Source organism: Nocardia sp. NPDC051463 (genome assembly GCF_040681975.1).
Lineage (GTDB): Bacteria > Actinomycetota > Actinomycetes > Mycobacteriales > Mycobacteriaceae > Nocardia.
This window is the reverse complement of record NZ_JBFBAB010000009.1, coordinates 78,798-97,352: the sequence shown is the minus strand read 5'-3', so window position 1 is coordinate 97,352 and position 18,555 is coordinate 78,798. Positions and strand designations below refer to the sequence as shown.

General features: G+C 66.1%; 16 protein-coding genes. 7 read left to right on the top strand and 9 right to left on the bottom strand.

The annotated features are described in order from the left end of the window. Positions 1 to 384 precede the first annotated feature (384 nt). Positions 385 to 1,044 carry a hypothetical protein gene (locus AB0M74_RS14995; protein ID WP_364906782.1) on the top strand — a complete coding sequence of 220 codons (660 nt, stop codon included), beginning with the start codon at positions 385 to 387 and terminating at the stop codon, positions 1,042 to 1,044. Between the two features lie 362 nt (positions 1,045 to 1,406). Beyond that, a complete protein-coding gene (locus AB0M74_RS14990) occupies positions 1,407 to 3,020 on the top strand; it encodes an FAD-binding oxidoreductase (protein WP_364906779.1) in 1,614 nt (537 codons plus the stop codon). 180 nt (positions 3,021 to 3,200) lie between these two features. Here the strand turns inward: AB0M74_RS14990 and AB0M74_RS14985 are convergent, their stop codons facing one another. After that, positions 3,201 to 4,142 carry an acyl-ACP desaturase gene (locus tag AB0M74_RS14985; RefSeq protein WP_364906776.1) on the bottom strand — a complete coding sequence of 314 codons (942 nt, stop codon included), beginning with the start codon at positions 4,140 to 4,142 and terminating at the stop codon, positions 3,201 to 3,203. A gap of 566 nt (positions 4,143 to 4,708) precedes the next feature. Between AB0M74_RS14985 and AB0M74_RS14980 the strand changes: the two genes are divergently transcribed. Further along, a complete protein-coding gene (locus AB0M74_RS14980; RefSeq protein WP_364906772.1) occupies positions 4,709 to 5,890 on the top strand; it encodes a Cmx/CmrA family chloramphenicol efflux MFS transporter in 1,182 nt (393 codons plus the stop codon). 84 nt (positions 5,891 to 5,974) lie between these two features. Here the strand turns inward: AB0M74_RS14980 and AB0M74_RS14975 are convergent, their stop codons facing one another. Further along, positions 5,975 to 6,463 carry a MarR family transcriptional regulator gene (locus tag AB0M74_RS14975; protein WP_364906770.1) on the bottom strand — a complete coding sequence of 163 codons (489 nt, stop codon included), beginning with the start codon at positions 6,461 to 6,463 and terminating at the stop codon, positions 5,975 to 5,977. A gap of 118 nt (positions 6,464 to 6,581) precedes the next feature. Here AB0M74_RS14975 and AB0M74_RS14970 point away from each other — a divergent pair, with 118 nt between their 5' ends. Then, on the top strand, positions 6,582 to 8,318 hold the full coding sequence (locus AB0M74_RS14970) for an MFS transporter (protein ID WP_364906767.1): 1,737 nt from the start codon (positions 6,582 to 6,584) through the stop codon (positions 8,316 to 8,318). Between the two features lies 1 nt (position 8,319). Next, complete coding sequence (locus tag AB0M74_RS14965) at positions 8,320 to 8,613, top strand: hypothetical protein (RefSeq protein WP_364906764.1); 294 nt, start codon at positions 8,320 to 8,322, stop codon at positions 8,611 to 8,613. A gap of 511 nt (positions 8,614 to 9,124) precedes the next feature. Here the strand turns inward: AB0M74_RS14965 and AB0M74_RS14960 are convergent. Together AB0M74_RS14960 and AB0M74_RS14955 are read right to left on the bottom strand one after the other, a co-directional pair. After that, positions 9,125 to 9,616: a pyridoxamine 5'-phosphate oxidase family protein gene (locus AB0M74_RS14960; protein WP_364906761.1), complete on the bottom strand. Its 492-nt coding sequence runs from the start codon at positions 9,614 to 9,616 to the stop codon at positions 9,125 to 9,127. A 14-nt stretch (positions 9,617 to 9,630) separates the two neighbouring features. Then, positions 9,631 to 11,076: an MFS transporter gene (locus tag AB0M74_RS14955; RefSeq protein ID WP_364906758.1), complete on the bottom strand. Its 1,446-nt coding sequence runs from the start codon at positions 11,074 to 11,076 to the stop codon at positions 9,631 to 9,633. 87 nt (positions 11,077 to 11,163) lie between these two features. Here AB0M74_RS14955 and AB0M74_RS14950 point away from each other — a divergent pair, with 87 nt between their 5' ends. After that, entirely contained in the window at positions 11,164 to 11,607 is a 444-nt protein-coding gene (locus AB0M74_RS14950) for a helix-turn-helix domain-containing protein (protein ID WP_364906755.1), read from the top strand. Positions 11,608 to 11,913: 306 nt separating this feature from the next. Then, positions 11,914 to 13,074 carry a zinc-binding dehydrogenase gene (locus AB0M74_RS14945; protein ID WP_364906753.1) on the top strand — a complete coding sequence of 387 codons (1,161 nt, stop codon included), beginning with the start codon at positions 11,914 to 11,916 and terminating at the stop codon, positions 13,072 to 13,074. A 57-nt stretch (positions 13,075 to 13,131) separates the two neighbouring features. On the opposite strand, the gene AB0M74_RS14940 is transcribed toward AB0M74_RS14945, so the two are convergent. The 5 genes from AB0M74_RS14940 to AB0M74_RS14920 form a co-directional block, all read right to left on the bottom strand. Further along, complete coding sequence (locus AB0M74_RS14940; RefSeq protein ID WP_364906750.1) at positions 13,132 to 13,650, bottom strand: Imm26 family immunity protein; 519 nt, start codon at positions 13,648 to 13,650, stop codon at positions 13,132 to 13,134. A 60-nt stretch (positions 13,651 to 13,710) separates the two neighbouring features. Continuing rightward, positions 13,711 to 14,244 carry an NUDIX hydrolase gene (locus tag AB0M74_RS14935; protein ID WP_364906749.1) on the bottom strand — a complete coding sequence of 178 codons (534 nt, stop codon included), beginning with the start codon at positions 14,242 to 14,244 and terminating at the stop codon, positions 13,711 to 13,713. Positions 14,245 to 14,459: 215 nt separating this feature from the next. Further along, positions 14,460 to 14,894, bottom strand: a complete 435-nt coding sequence (locus tag AB0M74_RS14930) for a hypothetical protein (RefSeq protein ID WP_364906747.1) — start codon at positions 14,892 to 14,894, stop codon at positions 14,460 to 14,462. Positions 14,895 to 15,124: 230 nt separating this feature from the next. Then, on the bottom strand, positions 15,125 to 16,669 hold the full coding sequence (locus AB0M74_RS14925) for a dynamin family protein (protein ID WP_364906744.1): 1,545 nt from the start codon (positions 16,667 to 16,669) through the stop codon (positions 15,125 to 15,127). Next, positions 16,666 to 18,543, bottom strand: a complete 1,878-nt coding sequence (locus AB0M74_RS14920) for a dynamin family protein (protein ID WP_364906741.1) — start codon at positions 18,541 to 18,543, stop codon at positions 16,666 to 16,668. Before AB0M74_RS14920 ends, AB0M74_RS14925 begins: the two co-directional genes overlap by 4 nt. Positions 18,544 to 18,555 lie beyond the last annotated feature (12 nt).

Sequence of the window (18,555 nt, the reverse complement as noted above, 5' to 3'; positions counted from 1 at the left end):
GGGGGTACTAGGTGGCCTCGCGATCAGCGGTGGCGATACTACCCTGGTGCCTCGTCAAGCTACGTACGGTAGGTAATCCGGGAGCCGGATCTTGGAGTCGACGGCGAAGTCGCGCTTGGGTTCGGCGTGCTGGTTGCGCCAGCGGAAGTAGGCGCCGATGGCATCGTCGTGCTCGCCGTAGTTCGAGACTGCCGCGCATGGAGCGCCGTTTCCCGTGCTCGAACTGTCACTACCAGCGACGATCCCAACTCACACCACGATCACGAACTTCGGTCGGAGTACCCACCATGGGTAACACGTCCGAAACCTTCGATCGCAGTATCCGCTTAGGCTCGCACCAGGTAGTGGTGGGCTGCGGTGGCAGCCGGAGGAGAAGGACTGTAAATGGTGCGGGTGAATAGTCGGCTGCGGGCGGCCGTGGGCTTATTGCTAGGTCTGGTAGCGCTGGCGCTGGCGCTGTCGGCGTGTACGACCAAAGAGTCCGACTCCGGGACGCCGACGTCCAGCACGGTGGCCAGAACGTCGACCAGCGGAGCGAAAGCGGTGACACCGACGAGTACGGGATCCGGTGCCGCACAAGGAAATCCGGGCGGATCGCAAGGCGCGGGCGGATCGCAGAGCGCGGGTGGATCACAAGGCGCGGGCGGATCACAGCCAGGAGCCGCGCCCGGCACGGATGGCTGCGACCGAACAGTCCAATGCGGCGTTCCCCCAGTCGGCGGCACCGACAACTGCGACAGCACCGTCGTATGCGGCGCCCCCCCGGTCGGCGGCACCGACAACTGCGACAGCACCGTCGTATGCGGCGAAACCCCGAAGTGCACGGACCAGATCAACTATGCGGGCGATCCACGCCCGAATGCCGAGATCAACAGCATCGGTGAGCGGGATGGCAAGTGCCCCGACCCGATTCCGCCCACGACCACCACATCGGCCGCTCCGCAGTCGACCACGACCACGTCCGAGACCACGACCGCGGCGCCGACGACCACAGTGACCACTTCGCCGGCTGCTGAGACAACGGTCACCACAACAGCGAAGTAGCCGCTGGTCGGCCCGGTGTCGCTGGACTCAACCCGGACCCCTGAGGCGGTCCACCGGGCGAGTTCACCCGCACTGAGCTCGATGGGCAAGGAGTTGCCTCGGGCTGGATGATCCGGGGCGGCTTCTTGCGTGACGGCTGCGATGCACACACGAATGCCGTTGTCGCGAGGGCGACACGGCGGGTTCGTCGGAAACGTCAGGCGGGGCCGACGCAGGCCAGGACCGTGGTTGTCGCTGACATCGATGGCGATGAGTTGCGCGGGGGTCGGTTGCCCACAACAGGTGCTTGCTCGGCGATCTCCCCTCCACGAGGATGGCGGGCGGCGGTGCGGCCGATCTCACCGCCGAGAGGAGTGGTCGTGGTGGCGAAGACGCGGTCGTGGTGGGGGTGGGGGAATGTCGAGGACGCCGTCGTCGGCGCAGAACGGGAGGCGCTGACGAAGCGGGTCGCGGCGATCCTGCCGGGCGCCGATCTCACCGCGCACGAGCCGCCCTCGGTCGAATCGCTGGAGCTGCCCGAACCTCGCGTCACACTGCCCGATTCGCTCGCCGGGCTCGCCTCGACAGACCAGGCCGACCGCGCGGCACACGCGCATGGCCAGGCGTTTCGCGATGTGGTGCGCACTCTGATGGGCGATGTGCAGAATCCGCCCGATGTGGTTGTTCGACCACGCAACGAGGCCGATATCGTCGACGTACTCGACTGGGCGTCGCGGACGGATGTCGCGGTCATCCCCTTTGGCGGCGGCACTTCTGTGGTCGGCGGGGTGGAGCCGAGGATCGGCGACTCCGGTGGCGATCACGACTTCGCCGGTGCGATCAGCCTCGATCTCACCGCACTCGACCGAGTTCTCGAGATCGATCGCACCAGCCGCGCCGCGCGAATCCAGGCCGGCGTACTCGGCCCGGCCCTCGAGGATCAACTGCGCGGCGCGGATCTGACCTTGCGTCACTTTCCGCAGTCGTTCGAGTTCTCCACGCTCGGCGGCTGGCTGGCCACCAGAGCTGGTGGACATTTCGCGACGCTGTACACCCACATCGATGACATGGTCGAGTCGATGCGGGTGGTCACACCGTCGGGCATCAGCGAGTCGCGCCGGTTGCCCGGCTCCGGCGCGGGCCCATCGCCGGACCGAATGTTCCTCGGATCCGAGGGCGCGCTGGGCATCATCACCGAGGCCTGGATGCGTCTGCAAGACCGGCCGCGTTGGCGTGCAACAGCTTCCGTGCACTTCGAGGACTATGCCGCCGCTGTCGCCGCCACCCGTGCGATCGCCCAATCCGGCCTGTACCCGACCAACTGCCGGTTGCTCGACCCCGCCGAAGCGTTCCTCAACGCGGGTGCGGCGACCGGGGGTGGCGTGCTCGTGCTCGGCTTCGAGTCCGCCGACCACCCCACCCACGCAGGGATGGAACGCGCGCTGGAACTGGTCGCCGACCATGGCGGCACGCTCCCCGAGCCCGCGCGCTACACCGAGTCGACAGGGCATCAGGAAGGCGCCGGGGCCGCCGACACCTGGCGCTCGGCATTCCTGCGGATGCCCTACCAGCGCGATGCGCTCGCTGCCCAGTCCATGATCACCGAAACCTTCGAAACTGCCTGTACCTGGGATAAATTCGACAATCTGAAGCAGACAGTGACGGCGGCGGCCAACGAAGCCATCCGATCCGTCGGCGCGACCGGCGTGGTGACATGCCGCTTCACCCACGTATACCCGGACGGGCCGGCACCATATTTCGGCATCTACGCCGCGGGACGCTGGGGCAGCACCCTCGCCCAATGGGACGACATCAAATCTGCTGTCTCCGAAGCACTCTCAGCCGCAGGCGGCACCATCACCCATCATCATGCGGTCGGCCGCGATCACCGCCCCTGGTATGACCGGCAACGCCCGGACCCGTTCGCGCATGCCTTGCGGGCGGCCAAGTCCGCGCTGGACCCCGCTGGCATCCTCAACCCGGGCGTGCTGATCTGAGCGAGCATCCGGGAACTCTCGTCAGCCGGGACCGGAGAAAGGCACGCGCGTCGAATCGGTCACCCAACTCCATGTCTTGCAAAGGCTTACGCGGCAGAGCACCCGTATGCGGGGACCGGCACCGGGCAGGACATCACAGTCGTGGGGTGTGCCCGGTGACTGTGACATCCAGGGTGCTCCCTACCCGGTCCGCGCCGCCTCGCGGGCGAGGATGCGGGCGCGTTGTTCTTCGAACCGAATGACATCGCGAGTGAGTTTTTCGATGTACTCACCGAGTTCTTCGCGGCTGCGTTCGCCGCGTGCGGTGAAGTCGGTGCGCTTGAAGACATTCCATATTTTCAGGACCGGTAGTACGACCTCGTCCAAGTGCTGGCGCAGATCGTAGATTCCGTGCTTGACCATCAATACGCCATTACGACGCCAGTTCGGCATTTTGCTGCCCGGCATGGCGAAGGTCTTGACGATTTTGGTCACCGACTCCATCGTCTGGTCGGGCGCGATGTCGAAGGCCGCGCCGGTGACGTTGCGATAGAACATCATGTGCAGATTCTCATCGGCCGCAATGCGTTGCAACATCCGTTCGGCGATCGGGTCGTCACAGACTCGCCCGGTGCTGCGATGGCTGACCCGGGTGGCCAACTCCTGGAAAGTCACATACGCGACCTGATCGAGCACACCGGCGAAGTTCTCCGGCGCGTGGATACCGAGGGTCAAATACACCATCCGGTCGTTCTCCAAGGCGACGGGATCGATTGCGCGGGTGCACACCAGGTAGTCGCGCATGGCGATGGCGTGGCGGTTTTCCTCGGCGGTCCAGCGGCCGATCCAGGTGCCCCACGCACCCGAGCGCGAGAAGTTCTCGGCGATCACGCGGTGGTAGGAAGGCAGGTTGTCCTCGGTGAGTAGATTCTGGACCATCGCGACTTTGGCGACCTCCGAGAGCCGTGACTGCTCGGGATCCCAATCGTCGCCACCCATTGCCGCGAAGTTGCGGCCCTCGTCCCAGGGCACAAAATCATGCGGACTCCAGTCCTTGACCGTGGCCAGATGCCGGTCGACATTGGCCGCGACAACCGGCTCCAGCTCTTTCAGAAGTTCGAGTTGAGTCAAATCCTTTGCCATGCAGCGCCTTTCGATTCGGTGGAAATAACCACGGAACGTACCGCTGTTCACGCATAACTGACTGTGCGACTTCGCCGCACCCACACCCTAGACGGCTCGATCGGTTTGCTGCGCGTCAGGCCCGGCTCGATTCACCGCGTGACCGACCGCGAGGCGACCCGGTCCGGCACCGAACATCTGCTCATGCCGCGATCCCCCTGTCGGCACGATGCGGGTGCTGGCGTGCGGTGTACAGCAGGGGTTCGTGCTCGACAGCTGGACCGGGCGAGTCAGTTGTGCGAGTGATGACGTGGTAGTAACTGCGTTGGCGTGGCGCGAACGGGTTGTTAGGGTGGCGGCGTGAGTTCTCCGGAGGCGTCCAGAAGGTAGCCGCCCGGCCTGTGTGCCGGGCGGCGTTGTGAGTGCGGTTCCCGCCAGTTGCCAAGCGACTGGCGGAGTTTGGGTATCTCGCAACGCCGGACGATGTTGGTTTCTTGCGATCGGGTGATGGTTCGCCCGATTCCGCAACCCATCCCGGGCGCCGTCTTTGTGACTATGACGCCCTGTATCCGGGGAGTTGTCTCTCTATGCCCATTGTGGTTTTCGTGCTGGCTGTTGCGGTTTTCGCGCAAGGCACATCCGAGTTCATGGTGTCAGGATTACTGGCACAGATCGCCGCTGATGTCGGCGTCTCGCTCGGCACTGCCGGTTTGCTGACCTCGCTGTTCGCTGTCGGCATGGTGTTGGGAGCGCCAGTGCTGGCGATGGTGACGGGCCGGTTGCCGGTCAGATATTCAGTAGTGGCGTTCTTGGGGTTGTTCTGTGCCGCTCATGTTGTCGGCGCTGTCACGACCGGGTTCGCGGTATTGCTGGTGACGCGTGTTGTCGCGGCGGTCTCCAACGCCGGATTCTTGGCGATCGTGCTGGCCGCGCTGCCGCGGTTGGTCGGCCCGGCGATGATCGGACGCGCGACCTCTGTGGTGGTGTCCGGGGTGACGGTGGCCTGCATCGCCGGTGTCCCGGCAGGCACCCTGCTGGGGCAGGTCTGGGGATGGCGTTCGGCGTTCTGGGCCGTTGCCGTCCTCAGCGCGGCAGTGCTCGTGCCGGTGTCGGTGATGGTCGGCCGGGACGGTGATCGGACGGACGGGCAAGGACTCTCGATGCGGCGCGAATGGGCCGTGGTGGGCCATCGGCCGGTCCTTGCCGCGGTTGCGGCCGGGGTTCTGGTCAACGCCGCAACGTTCGCCGGATTCACCTATCTCGGCACGATTACGGCCGGCGCCTCCGGGACGGGTTGGGTTCCGGTCGTGCTGGCCTTGTTCGGTGTCGGCTCGTTCGTCGGTGTGACGCTCTGTGGCCGCTACAGCGACCGCCATCGGCAGCGGATCATTACCGTCGGAACGATTGTCCTCGTTGGGGTCTGGCTGCTGGCCGTGCTGACCGCGCACACACTGATCGGAGTGATGATCATGGCGGCGGTGGCGGGCGCGGGCGCGTTCGGTGTCGGGTCGACTCTGATCTCGACGATCGTGCAAGCCGCCGTGCCGAGGGCACCGCATATTGCCGGCGCCTTGGCGACCGTCGCCTTCAACATCGGTGCCGTTCTCGGCCCGGCGACCGCCGGTTCGGTTGTCGACGGCACTGATCACCCCACCGCGGCGCTGTGGTGCAGCACAACATTCACGGCTGCCGCGGTGGGTGTCGTTGTGGTGGGCCGACGTCGGCGCATCGCGAGGCCGGTCGAGGAGGTGCACGCCGATGCGCGCTAACGCTCAGCGGTCGGCGGTAGGTCGGCAATCGGCCTCGGCCAGCCACCTCTCCACCGCCTTCACCACCGTCGCGGCCGCATTCGGTTAGTCGCGGTGGGCTGGCCTGAGGCCGGGATGGACTCCCGGCTGGAGGCCGTTCGCCACTGACGCTTGTTGGAGAAGTTCGGTCAGCGTCGCGCGCTGGGCCGGGTCGAGCGCACGCAGAATTTCGGCGTCCAGTCCGGCGACGATCCGCTCAGCCTGCGCGATCGCCTTGTTTCCCGCGGGCTGGAGGTAGACCGCGTGGGCCCTGCGGTCGGTCGGGTGTTTGCGGCGCTCGACGAGCCCGCGCTTCTCCAGTTCGTCGACCAGCCCGACCATCACGTTGCGGTGAATGCCCAACACCTCGCACAACTGCTGCTGCGACCGGCCGTCGTTGGCGCCGAGCATGCGCAGCATGCCGAAGTGACGCGGGCTGATGCCGAGGGGGGCGAGTAGTTCGGTGAAGCGGTTGGTGACATGGAATCCGAGCTGTCCGAGCAGGAAGGCGGGGTGCTCGGACAGGGGCACGGGGGGCGGATCGGCGTCGGTCACCCACCCAGCATAACGACAATTAATGCACATGAAATGATTGCACTCTTGATTGATAATCACTCTAGGTGCATAGTTTGAGGAGTCGCCGCATCCGCACCGAAACGAAGAGAGCCGCCCCGTGCACACCGTCATCACCCCCGACGCCGAGGCCCCACCCACCCTCGACCCACGCCGCTGGATAGCCTTCGCCGTCGTGCTGGCGGCGGGGTTCATGGATCTACTCGACGTCACCATCGTCAACGTCGCCGTGCCGAGCATCCAGACCGATCTCGGGGCGCAGTACTCCCAGATCGAATGGATCATCGCGGCCTACGTCCTCGCTTTCGCCGCCGTGCTCATCACCGGCGGACGCCTCGGCGACCTCTACGGTCGCAAGCGCATCTTCCTGATCGGCATGGCCGGATTCACCCTGGCCTCGGCCGCCTGCGGGCTCAGCTCGGAGCCGGCCATGCTCATCGCCGCGCGATTCGTGCAGGGCGCGATGGCCGGGCTGATGGTGCCGCAGATCCTCGCGATCATCCGGGCCACCTTCCCGGAACACGAACGCGCCAAGGCGATCGCGGTGTACAGCGGCGTCGGCGGATCGGCTTCAGCGGTCGGGCTCTCGCTGGGCGGCCTGCTGGTGCAGTGGGATCTGTTCGATCTGGGCTGGCGGCCGATCTTCCTGGTCAATATCCCGGTCGGGATCGCCGCGCTGATCGCGGCGACGGTGGTCATGCGGGATTCGCGCGCGGTCACCGGCAATGGCTTGCCCGGCGCGGCGAACAGCGCCGCCACCCGACTGGATCTCGGCGGGATGACGCTGGCGATCTCCGCCGTCCTGCTGCTCGCCTATCCGCTCACCGAGGGTCGCCAGTTGGGTTGGCCCGCATGGACTTTCGCCATGATGGGCGCGTCCGCAGTGACCTCAGGACTGTTCGTTGCCTACGAACGACGCCGGACACGGACCGTCGGATCGCCATTGATCGATCTCGACCTGTTCCGATCCCGCCCGTTCGCCATCGGACTCGCGAGCTGGCTGCTGTTCTGGATCGGACTCGGCGGCTTCTTCCTGGTGTGGACGCTGTTCATGCAGGCGGGCCTGGGCTGGTCGCCGATGCGGGCCGGACTGACGGCGGTGCTCTTCGCGGTCGGCGCAGGCATCGGCGCGGGCGTCTCGGTGGGCGTGCTTGCGCCGCGGTTCGGACGCCGGGTGCTGATCGCGGGCGGTCTGGTCAATGCCGGCGGATTCGGTCTCTACGGGTGGATGGCCGCGCATTACGGAGCGTCGATCGCCTCATGGCAGATGGCGCTTCCGCTGATCGTCACCGGTGTCGGATTCGGGATGGTGGTCGCACCGACCATCGATCTGCTGCTGGGCCAGATCCCGGCCCAGGAAGCGGGTTCGGCATCAGGACTGCTCAATACCGGCCAACAGCTCGGCACCGCGCTCGGCGTCGCGCTGGTCGGCGTGGTGTTCTTCGGTCAGCTGGACCATGATTCGGCGCGCGGGGTCGAAGCGGTCACACCACAGGTACGCGCCGAGCTCAGCGCGATGGGACTACCGCCGCAGGCGCAAGACGAGATTCTCGCCAATTTCCTTTCCTGCGTGCAGGATCGGTCCGCCGAGGTCGATCCGACCGTGGTTCCCGACAGCTGCCGCGGCGGCTCCGAACCCGGCAATGACGGTGTGACACGAATACTCACCCGAGCCGGCGCCGAAGCCAACGCGGTGAACTTCGCCAACACCTTCGAACACACGCTCTGGTACGGCATCGCCGTCCTGGCTCTGATGTGCCTGGGCTTCTTCGCCCTACCCAAGAACGCTCGACTGAAGCAGCACGAGCCAACAGATCTCACACCGGCAGGAGTCTGACATGACAGTACTGGCCATCGGACGCGACCAAGACATAGTGAACACGGCGGTCGCGATATTCCAGTCCCACGGATACACGGCAGCCGGGACCATCGCTGCCGATGAAGCACTCGACGCACTCGACACCGACGAGATCACCCACCTGATCATCGGCGGCGGGGTAGAGCCCGATTCGCGAGAACGCCTGAAGAAGCGCGCGGCCGCGCATGGCGTCACCGTGCACGAAGCTGTGCGCAATGGGCGCGGCATCGGGGGTTTCCTCGAAGAGGTGGTGATTCCGTCACTGCACAGGTGACGGAATCGACCGAGCACGACCGGGCGGCCGTCGATGTGGCGGGATCCATGGATCTCGAAGGGGTCGTGGCGGCCTACCGGTAACTCGACGGCAGCTGATCAGGACAACACTCGCGGGCCATCTTCGAAGCTGCTGGACAGATGCGCAGAAAGATGCCGTCGTAATAGAAGTGCGAGACAGTGTCGACGCCGCATACCAAGACAACGGCCACTTCAAGGCGCAGAACAGCTGAACGTAGGAGTCCTCATCGGGCGCGCTCGGCGGGGGTGGGTAATCGACGTCGAGCCGCCACACCGGCGGGTCTTCGGACAAGTTGGGTGAGTGGGGCATGAACCAGTGCGGTCTGCATTCACCGCCGCCCCATTCGAGAGCCAGCTGACCATCACTGCGACGACGCGTCCAGCCGTATTCGATCAAGGCGTGCTCGAATGGTTCCCGCTCCCAAGAGCTCCACCTGCCCGACGTACTCCCTTGCCGACAGGGAGACCTCGGGCATTGTGTGTGCGGCTCTTCAGCTTTCGGCCACGGCCTTCCACATCTTGCTGCGCAGGTCGCGGCCGCGTACGACCTGAATTCGCCACGGTGACAGCCGCAGGATGTGCAGCTTCGGATCGTCGATGTCCTGCCAGAAGTTGCCGAGGGGGTAGCCTGCGCCTTTCGGGCTGGTTTGCTCGTACAGGTCCCAGACGTGCCTGCGGGTAACGAGGTCGTCGAGCGGCACCCAATCGGCCAGTGCATCGGCGTGCACCTGATTCTGCTTCCTGGTCCAGTACGCGAAGCTCGTGTGCGGGTTGGCGGCCAGGTGCGCCTCCTTGACCGGAGTCCGGTAGGTGGCCAGCCAGCCGACAGGGTTCCCGTCGACGATCTCCCAGACCGGAATCAGGACCCTCGAGCGCGGGCGGCCCTTGCTGTCGACGGTGACCATCGTGGCGTAGACAATGTCCCCGATGTAGGCCTCGAACTCGTCGCGGATTTCGTGGAAAGACTTGACGGAGATGGTCATTTCGAGAGCTCCCTTCAGACCTGTGCGAATTGGGTCGAGGCGGAATCCGTGGCCGGTTCGGCGGCGGCGCTACGACGCAGACCGAATGCGGCGACCAGCCCGGCGACGGCCGCGGCGGCCACCGGCACGATCAATGCTGTTCGCACCGCTTCGATTCCGGACTGACCCGCCGTGACGGCCGCGACCTCGACCGCTGTCACCACCGAGATGCCGAGTGCGAAGCCGAACTGGAATGCGGTGTACAGCAGGCCACTTGCCAGCCCCTGGTCCTGCTCCGCGATGCCGTCGGTACCCGCGATGGTGAGCGGACCGTAGACGAGGGCGAAGGCAACGCCGAGCAGCAGCATGGCCGGGAACATGGCCGCGTAGGCCCGGTCGATATCGGTCGGCAGGAACAAGGCGTAGGCGATCGCGCCGAGCACGACACCGCCGAAAACCACTCGCGCATTGCCGAATCGGTCCACCAGACGTGGCGTCAGCACCGGCGCGAGCACCGCGTCGACACCGATCACCGCCATGGCGAGACCGGTCTGCACCGTCGACCAACCGCGCAGCTCCTGAAAGTACAGCGTGGCAAGGAACTGGAAACCCGCGAAGGAACCGACGAACAACAACGCAACCACATTGGTGCGCACCAGGGCTCCCGACCGCAGGAGACCGAGCCGAACCAGCGGGTTCGCGGTGCGACGCTCGTTGACCACGAACAGTGCGAGCGACAGCAGCCCTGCCACGAACACCGCGGTGGTCAACACCGGACCGTCACCGGGATGCTCCAACCGGACCACACCATAGACGAGCAACAGCATCGCGCCGGTGACGCTGAACGCACCGAGTAGATCGAATCCACCCCGCACCCGTTCCGGCACACCGGAATCCCGCACCAGCGGTAACGCCGCCACCAGGATCAGCGCGGACAGTACGACCGGAGCGAAGAACACCCAGCGCCAGCCGAGCGCGGTGAGCAGCCCGCCGACGACCATCCCGAGCGAGAAGCCACCCGCCGCAATACCCGCGTACACCAGCAGCGCCTTGTTCCGCGCGGGCCCCTCGGCGAAGTTGGTGGTGATCAGTGACAGTCCGGCGGGCGCCATGAACGCGGCGGCCACTCCGGTCACGAAGCGTGCCGTCAGCAGCATCCAGCCCTCGGTGGCGAAGCCGCCGAGTCCGGAGAACAGCAGGAATACCGTCAGCCAGAGCAGGAACATGCGCCGCCGCCCGAGCAGATCCGCGGCCCGGCCACCGAGCAGCATGAACCCGCCGTAACCGAGGACGTATGCGGAGACGACCCCGCTCAGCATCCCGGTGGACAGGCCGAGATCGGACCGGATCGACGGCAACGCCACATTGAGCATCGCCACGTCGATGCCCTCCAAGAAGATCGCGCCGCACAGCACCGCGAGCACTGCCCAGGCACGGCCGGACATCTCGGTGAAGACCTCGGCGGGTCTCGATTCCAACATCGAACGACTCCCAACAGACACGGTTACCGATAGTGAGGTCGGTTCCCTCTTGATACCGACCATGAGTCTTCGGCAGAATCGGTAGCCATGGAAGACGGCACTTTGAAGTCACCCGGTTACTGCGGGGATACCGAGGAGGACTACGACGTTCTCCAGTGGGACACCCGCGTCGACTGCGAGGTCAGGCAGATCCTCGACCGCGTGGCCGACAAATGGTCGCTGCTGGTGATCGCCCTGCTCGACCAGCGCAGCCTGCGTTTCACCGAACTGAAGCGCAAGATCGACGGCGTCAGCCAGCGCATGCTCACCCGCACGCTGCGGCATCTGGAACGCGACGGACTTGTCGAGCGGACGGTCTATCCGACGGTCCCGCCACGGGTGGACTACGCCCTGACTCCGTTGGGCGTCAGCCTGCACGCCACCATCAAGGCTCTGGTCGTCTGGACGGAGGGCCACCAGAACGAAATCGCCTCCGCCCGTGACGCTTACGACCGTCGCAGCGCCGAGGAGGAAGCCCCGCAAACCGTGTGACCGGCCTCGACATCCTGATCGTCGGCCGCAGCCGACGCACCACGGACACTGCCACCGAACAGCTTCGATCGCTCGGTTTCACCGCTCACGGCGTGATTGCGGACGACCTAGCCGTCACGGTGCTCGAGGCGGCACCTACCGGCCATCGAAGATGCGGACAAACCGCAGCGCGGTGGGATTGCCGGATCGGCGGGCTGTTCGTCGTACTCCTCACGAGTGAGCCGAATAGCAGTAACGTGACACTGCACCGGGGCCGCCCGAGGCGTCGGGAGCCTTGTCGCGCGCCGCCGATTCGAGGAGTTCGCCATGAGGGCAGCCGTCTGCACCGATAGCAAGTTCACCGTCGCGGACCTACCGACGCCGACGCCAGGGCCAGGACAGGTGCTGATCAAGGTCTCCCGCTGCGGCATCTGCGGTTCGGACCTGCATGCGCGCATGCACGCCGACGAGATGGCCGATCTCGCCGCCGCAACCGGCTACGACCACTTCATGCGCACAGAACAGGGTGTGGTGCTGGGACACGAATTCAGCGGAGAGATCGTCGACTACGGGCCGGGCTGCCGCAAACGCTGGCCGACGGGAACTCGGGTGGTCGCATTGCCGATCGTGCGCCACGACAAACAACCGCATCTTGTCGGCCTGTCGACGGCGGCACCGGGCGGATACGCCGAGCAGGTAGTAGTCCAGGAGTCGATGACATTTCCTGTCCCGAACGGACTTTCGGCCGAACATGCCGCGCTGACCGAGCCCATGGCCGTAGCGTGGCACGCGGTCGGCAAAGGACGCGTCGGCAAGAACCAGAACGCCTTCGTGATCGGTTGTGGCCCTATCGGTCTCGCCGTCATCAGCATGCTGAAAGCGGCGGGCGTACGCACCGTGATCGCCAGCGACTTCTCGCCGCGTCGCAGGGAACTCGCCGCGGTGTGTGGCGCGGATGTGGTGGTCGACCCGGCATCCGAATCTCCGTGGTCCGCCGCTCCGATACCGGGGCGCATCAATGGTGTCACCGATATTCTCAACCTCGGCTTCGACACCATGGAAAAACTGCGTCGCATTCCGAATGTGCCATGGTGGTACGCCTTTCGCCTCGCGCACACGTTGAACGCGGGACCATCGGGTCCGGTCATTTTCGAATGTGTCGGCATTCCCGGTGTCATCGACCAGCTCCTCACCGCAGCGCCGCCGCTTTCCCGCGTAGTCGTTGTCGGTGTCTGCATGGAGACCGACCACTTCCAGCCCGCTATGGCTATCAACAAGGAGATCGAACTTCGCTTCGCCCTCGGCTACGACCCGGGCGAATTCCGCGACACCCTGCACATGCTCGCCGACGGCAAGGTCGACCCGGCTCCCCTGATCACCGGCACCGTCGGTCTCGACGGCATCGACAACGCCTTCACCGCGCTCGGCAGCCCGGAACAGCACGCCAAAATCCTGATCGACCCGACCAGTACAGCGATTGCGCCCTGACCCAATTACCCGGCCCGCGCCGTGATCGACGACACTCGAAGACATCGTTCGGGGTGGTCACACCTTCAGCTGTAGCGACTCCACCCATTTGTTCGGACAGCCGTCGAAGTGGTCCCGCAGGCGCTCCTCGACATGGTGGGGATCCCAGACCGCATGCCGCTCGAGCCCCTGGCATTCTTCGAATGTCGCGGGCGTCTCGCCATATGCCCCGGAAATCGGGTCGCTCCAATAAATGCTGATGGCCTTGGTTATGACGTCTTGCTTGGCGTAACGCTCAACTGCCGACTGTTCCTCCTGGGTGAGCGAGACAACGTCGAGCAGTTCCCAACCGCCGCTTCTCCGGAATGCGTAATCCCTCACGCATACCCTGAAAGCAACTGGAGCGCAGACAATTCGGATGAGATCGATAGTTTCTCCTGGCTTGCCGACGCGGTCGTAGAACTCGACGGATACGCCGGTGAGCTGCCGGCCGTAGGCATATCGGCCATCACCCAGGTCTATCCGCACGATGCGCCCAGGAGCTCTGTTCGCGCGGGCTTTGACGATCTTTCTGTCGTCGGACTTGCGCTGGTCCATTTCACAACCGTCCAGTCTGTTATCGGTCGAGTATTGGGCCGCGGTGGCACGGTGCCGCGCTCAGCCGAGGTGCTGGTCGCGGTCGGCCTGGCGGTCGAGCCACGACGCCCCCGTGGCGTCGGCGCTGGGATATGCCAGTACTGGTCGACCGTGCTCGAGGTAGAGCGGGCGGTCCTCCAGGCGAGCGCGGAAGGCGTGCCACAGCCGGCGCGCCAGCCGGGGCACGACGAAGTCGTCGAGGGTGTCGATGCGAACCCATTGCCAGCGGTCGAGCTCGCCCGGTTGCAGCTCGACCGCCTTCTCGTCGCCGAGGACACCGCAGTCGAAGATGTAGAGAATCTTGTCGCCGTCGTCGGCACTGGGCGCCCAGTCGTGCACCAGAAGTCGCTGCGCGGGGCGGTCGATGCCGAGTTCTTCGCGAATCTCACGGCGGCACGCGGCGGCAGGCGATTCGCCGGACTCGACATAGCCGCCCGGAATCTCCCAGCCACCGCCGTAGGTGGTGTGCACGAGCAACACCTGCTCGCCGTGCACGAACAAGCCACCCGCGGCCAGTCGCACCTGGGCGAACGAATCCTCGACGCTGTCGTTCATCGACTCACGACCTTCGGTTGCGGACCCGGGACGAGCACGACCCTTCCACTTCTACACCGCCGCCACCCGGTCGTACAGAGAACAGGCCACCAGGAGCCTGCGGGCGAGGTCATCCACAGCTCGCCTCTCGTGGGTTCTCGCTCGACCGCTCGACGGACCAGCTACCACCACGGCGGGCGAGGGCGTCGAGGCCCCACCCGCCGTCTCATGGATTCTCACGCGACCGCGAGCACCGCGTTCAACTGGGCGGTGACCTGGGCCAGCACCCGGCCCGCGGTCGCCAGATCCGCGGCCGGGATATCGGCGTAGGCCTGTTGCATCGCGGCCTCGATATCCGAGCGGACCGCGCCGAAGCGGATGCGACCGAGCTCGGTGACACGGACGATGGTCGAGTCCTGGTCGATCAGACCGCCGCTGGTCAGTTCGGCGAGGGTGGTTCGGACGGTGTCGATATCGGTCTTCAAAGCGCCGGTCAACCGACCGATGAGCTGCTCGAGCAGAACCTGATCGCCCGCCGTGGCGGCGACCGTGAGGCCGACCCACTGGTGGTAGGTCATGGCGGGACTGCGCAGAATTTCGTCGAGCATCGCGCGGTGTGCGTTCTCCGCCTGGCCGAGGACCTGCGGGTTCAGTGTGACGACGGTAGTCATGGTGAGTGCTTCCTTCCGGTTGTCTTGCCTTCACCCTGTTTCGACACCGGATTCGCGTCGGCTGTGACCGCACGCGGCAGGCAGTTCCTGTGAGTCCGATCACGTATCGAGCGATCGGCAGGACGGCGTCGCGTAGTCGTTGATCGCGACCGTGCCCGCGACTCGCTGCGGTGCGACGCCGATCATGCCGTGCCAGGGCAAATAATGCAGTGGCCCAGCCGGTCAGGTGTTCAGCTCGGCAGGAGGTCGAGAATGCCTTCCGCGCTGCGGGCCACGGTGAGGCAGGCCGTGCTGGTCAGCTGATCCGCGAGTGGATGCTTGGCTCGGGTTCGCCATTTGCGGACGGCCGCGACGGCCTGCGCGCGCTGCTGCTGCGGCGAGGCGCCGATCGGGAGGCCGAGACGCAGGTGCGGTGCGACGCCGGATCCGCCGATCAGTCGATGGAGTTCGGCGAGATCGTCTGCGGGGAGCGTCAATTCGTCGGTGCGCAGGCGGCCGAGGAGACGCAGCTCGGCGAAGCCGTGCACGTCGGCGAGCAGGGTGCGTACTCGGGGCAGCAGTTGTTCGGCGGCGGCGCCGGGGTAGGCGGTGAGTACACGAGCCAAGACGGTCAGTGCGGAATGCGCCTTGAGCTGGTCGGCGCGCTGGCCGAATTGGACCTCCAGCACCGAACGCAATTCATCGACGCCACTACGGCTGGTCAACTCCGCTGCCAATGTGGCCGAATCACGGACGCCGAGCCGAATCAGGGTGACAGCCATCCGGATTCCGAACATGCCGAACCGCTCGGCCAGTCGCGCGCGCAGCTGCGGCGGCACCGGAAGCGCGATATCGGCGCGCGCGAAGCGATCCGCCGAGAGCAGCGCAGCGCTCAACTCGTCGACCGGAACACCCGCCAACGCCTCGAAGGCCGCGAACTCCTGCTGACGCAGCGTCGCGGCAGCGAACGCCAGCAGTCCGGCGACCGGAATCACTGCCTGGCACAAGCCGGTTCGCTCCAGCTCGCCGGCGAAGCGCACCGCGACATCGCGAGCGGAATGCAACGCATCGATCCGGCCCGCCCCGATCTCATCGGCTCGCGAGACGACGCCGACAACGCCGAGTGGGCCGGACACTCCCGAATCACCCGTTGCACCGGCACCGACCTGCTCGAGGAACTGAACATCGGCGGCATCGAGCCTACGCAGCAGATACACCACGGCATCCGCACCGGGAATGGCGATGTTCTCCGGGGTGTCCAGCGAGGCGTCGCCCGGAGTGAGCAGTCGCGCGGTGCGCTGCGACACCTCCCGAGACAACGACGAAGTGCCGGGTGTATCGATGATCGTGGTGTGCGCGAGCGCGGCCGAGGGCCATTCGACCTCGAGATGGTCGACCTCCCGCGGCGCGGGCGCGTCCCAGGTCAATCGGTCCAGGTCGAAGGTCAGCCCGTGGGCACCACTGCCGCGCCGCACCACCACATTCGCCCGGGCGCCATCGGGCGCGTGCGCGGTCACACTCGGTGTCGAGCCGTACCGATACCAGGTAACCACCCGCGTGCACTCGGTAGCGTCGGTCGGCGCGATGTCCTGTCCGACCAGGGAATTGAGCAGCGTCGACTTACCCGCTTTCAGTGAGCCCGCCAGCGCGACACGTAATGGCTGATCCAGTCGCCGCGCGCAGTCGGCGAGCAACGCGCGCGGGCGCGGTTCACCGGCAAACGCCTGACGGGCCGCGCCGACCAGCTGATGTGCCTCGGCGACGATCCCGGGTGCCATCCGGGCATCGATTCTCATCGGCCCACCGTACCGACCTGCCCTTCCGACGGCGCGGAACGCTCGATCACCCGCAGGGTCTGCATGGCATCGGCATAGCGCCGCAGCTCCGCGACCACCCGCAGCTGCCGCTCCAGCACCGTGCACCGCTCGGTGCGCCGCGTGGATTCCATCGTCGCCGCCTCCTGCGCCGCCCGCAGCGAATCGTCGATCGAACGCAGGCTGCGCGCGGCGACGCCGGTGTAGTGGTCGCGCAGGGCCCGATGGATGCGGTGCAGCCGGTCCTTGGATTCCTTGCCCGCCTGGAAGGCGACATCATCGACGAACCGCCGAACCGCGATCTTCGCCTCGTTCCGTCTACGCGTCATCCTGGCCTGCTTGTCGTCACGGAAAGCCTTGCCGCCGACCAGCAGACCCGCGCCGAGCGAGAGCGGGTTGAGCAACGCGAGCCCGGCGAAGGTGCTGGCGAGGCCGACCATCAGCACACCGCCGTAGGAGCCGCGCATTCCGACCAGCAGTTTGCTGCCGAGACCGATGTCGGGCTCCAGGTCGGCGAGGGTGCCCGATCCGGCGCGGCTCTCGTCGGTGTCGAGGCCGGGGTGCACGTCGGGCAGGTCGACGGCATCTATTTCGGTGAAGTGTTCGGCGACCCGCTCGGCGAGTTGCACCGCGCGGGCATGCGTCCACAGCAGGTTGTCTCCGAGTGCGGTATCGATCGTGCCGGTGAGCCATTCGGCGATCCGGCCCCAATGTCTGCCGGGATCATGGGCGTCGATCCACTCCTCACCGGTTCTGGCGATAGTGCGCAACCGGTCACGCAGGTCGTGATCGACATCGCCTGCCAGGTCGGTGATTCCGTCGGCGAGTGTCAGCTGCCATGCCGCCGTGCGACGGTGCAAGTCCTCGGCCGCAGTCCTGGCCGACTGCAATTCACGCACGGCAGCAGCGCCCTGCTCGGGATCGCGCAGCGCGACCAGTTCACTGCCAAGTGCGAGCGCCAAATGTTCTGCGGCCGAATGGATATCGCGCGCCACCGCGAGGCGGGTCGCGGCCACATCGCGGGCGACCACCTGCTCACGCAGGAATTGATAGAGCAGGCCGAAGCCGGATTCGATGCCGAGCTGCTGATCCTGCAACCGCATGGCGTGGCTGCGCAGCAGCGCGGAGACCGGGATCATCGGCACCTCGAGCCGCGCCCACTCCAGGTGGCGAAGGTCGGCCTCGTGTACCTGCCGCCAATGCGGGTACAGGTCGGTTTTGGTGAGCAACAGCGCGACCGTCGGGCACAGTTCGCGTACCTGGCGCACAAAGGCGAGCTCCGGCTCGGTGAGCTCGGTCGAGGCGTCCGAGAGCACCAGCACCGCGTCGGCGGCGGGCACCATGCCGAGCACACTTGCCGCATAAGAACTTCCGTGCCCGCCGACGCCGGGGGTGTCCACCAGCACGATGCCGTCGGCGAGCAGCGGGTTCGGCACTTGAATCTCCAGTCGGAGAATCCGGCGGCCCTCGGCAAGCGGTGATCGTGCGGTGATCGTGCTGATGTCGTCGACCGAGACCGGGATTCGTGCCTCTTGCCCACCGCCGTGACCTGTGACGACCAGCTCGGCCCGTGGTTCGGGCCCGTGCGAGAGCACGGTCGTCACCGTGGTTGTCGCATCATCGCCCACCGGGCAGATATCGAGGTTCAACAGTGCGTTGACGAACCGGCTCTTGCCTTGATCGAGCTGTCCGGCGATGACGATTCGCCGCCGCGGATCACGGACCCGATCGGCCGCCACTTCCAGGCGGCCGACCAGGTCGGTGCGACCCGCGGCACGCGCCGCGGCGATGGTTTCACCGAGTACCGAAAGCAGCGGTATCGCGGGTGGTGTTGCCTGTGGTGCGGGTGTCCCCATCGCGTTATCGCT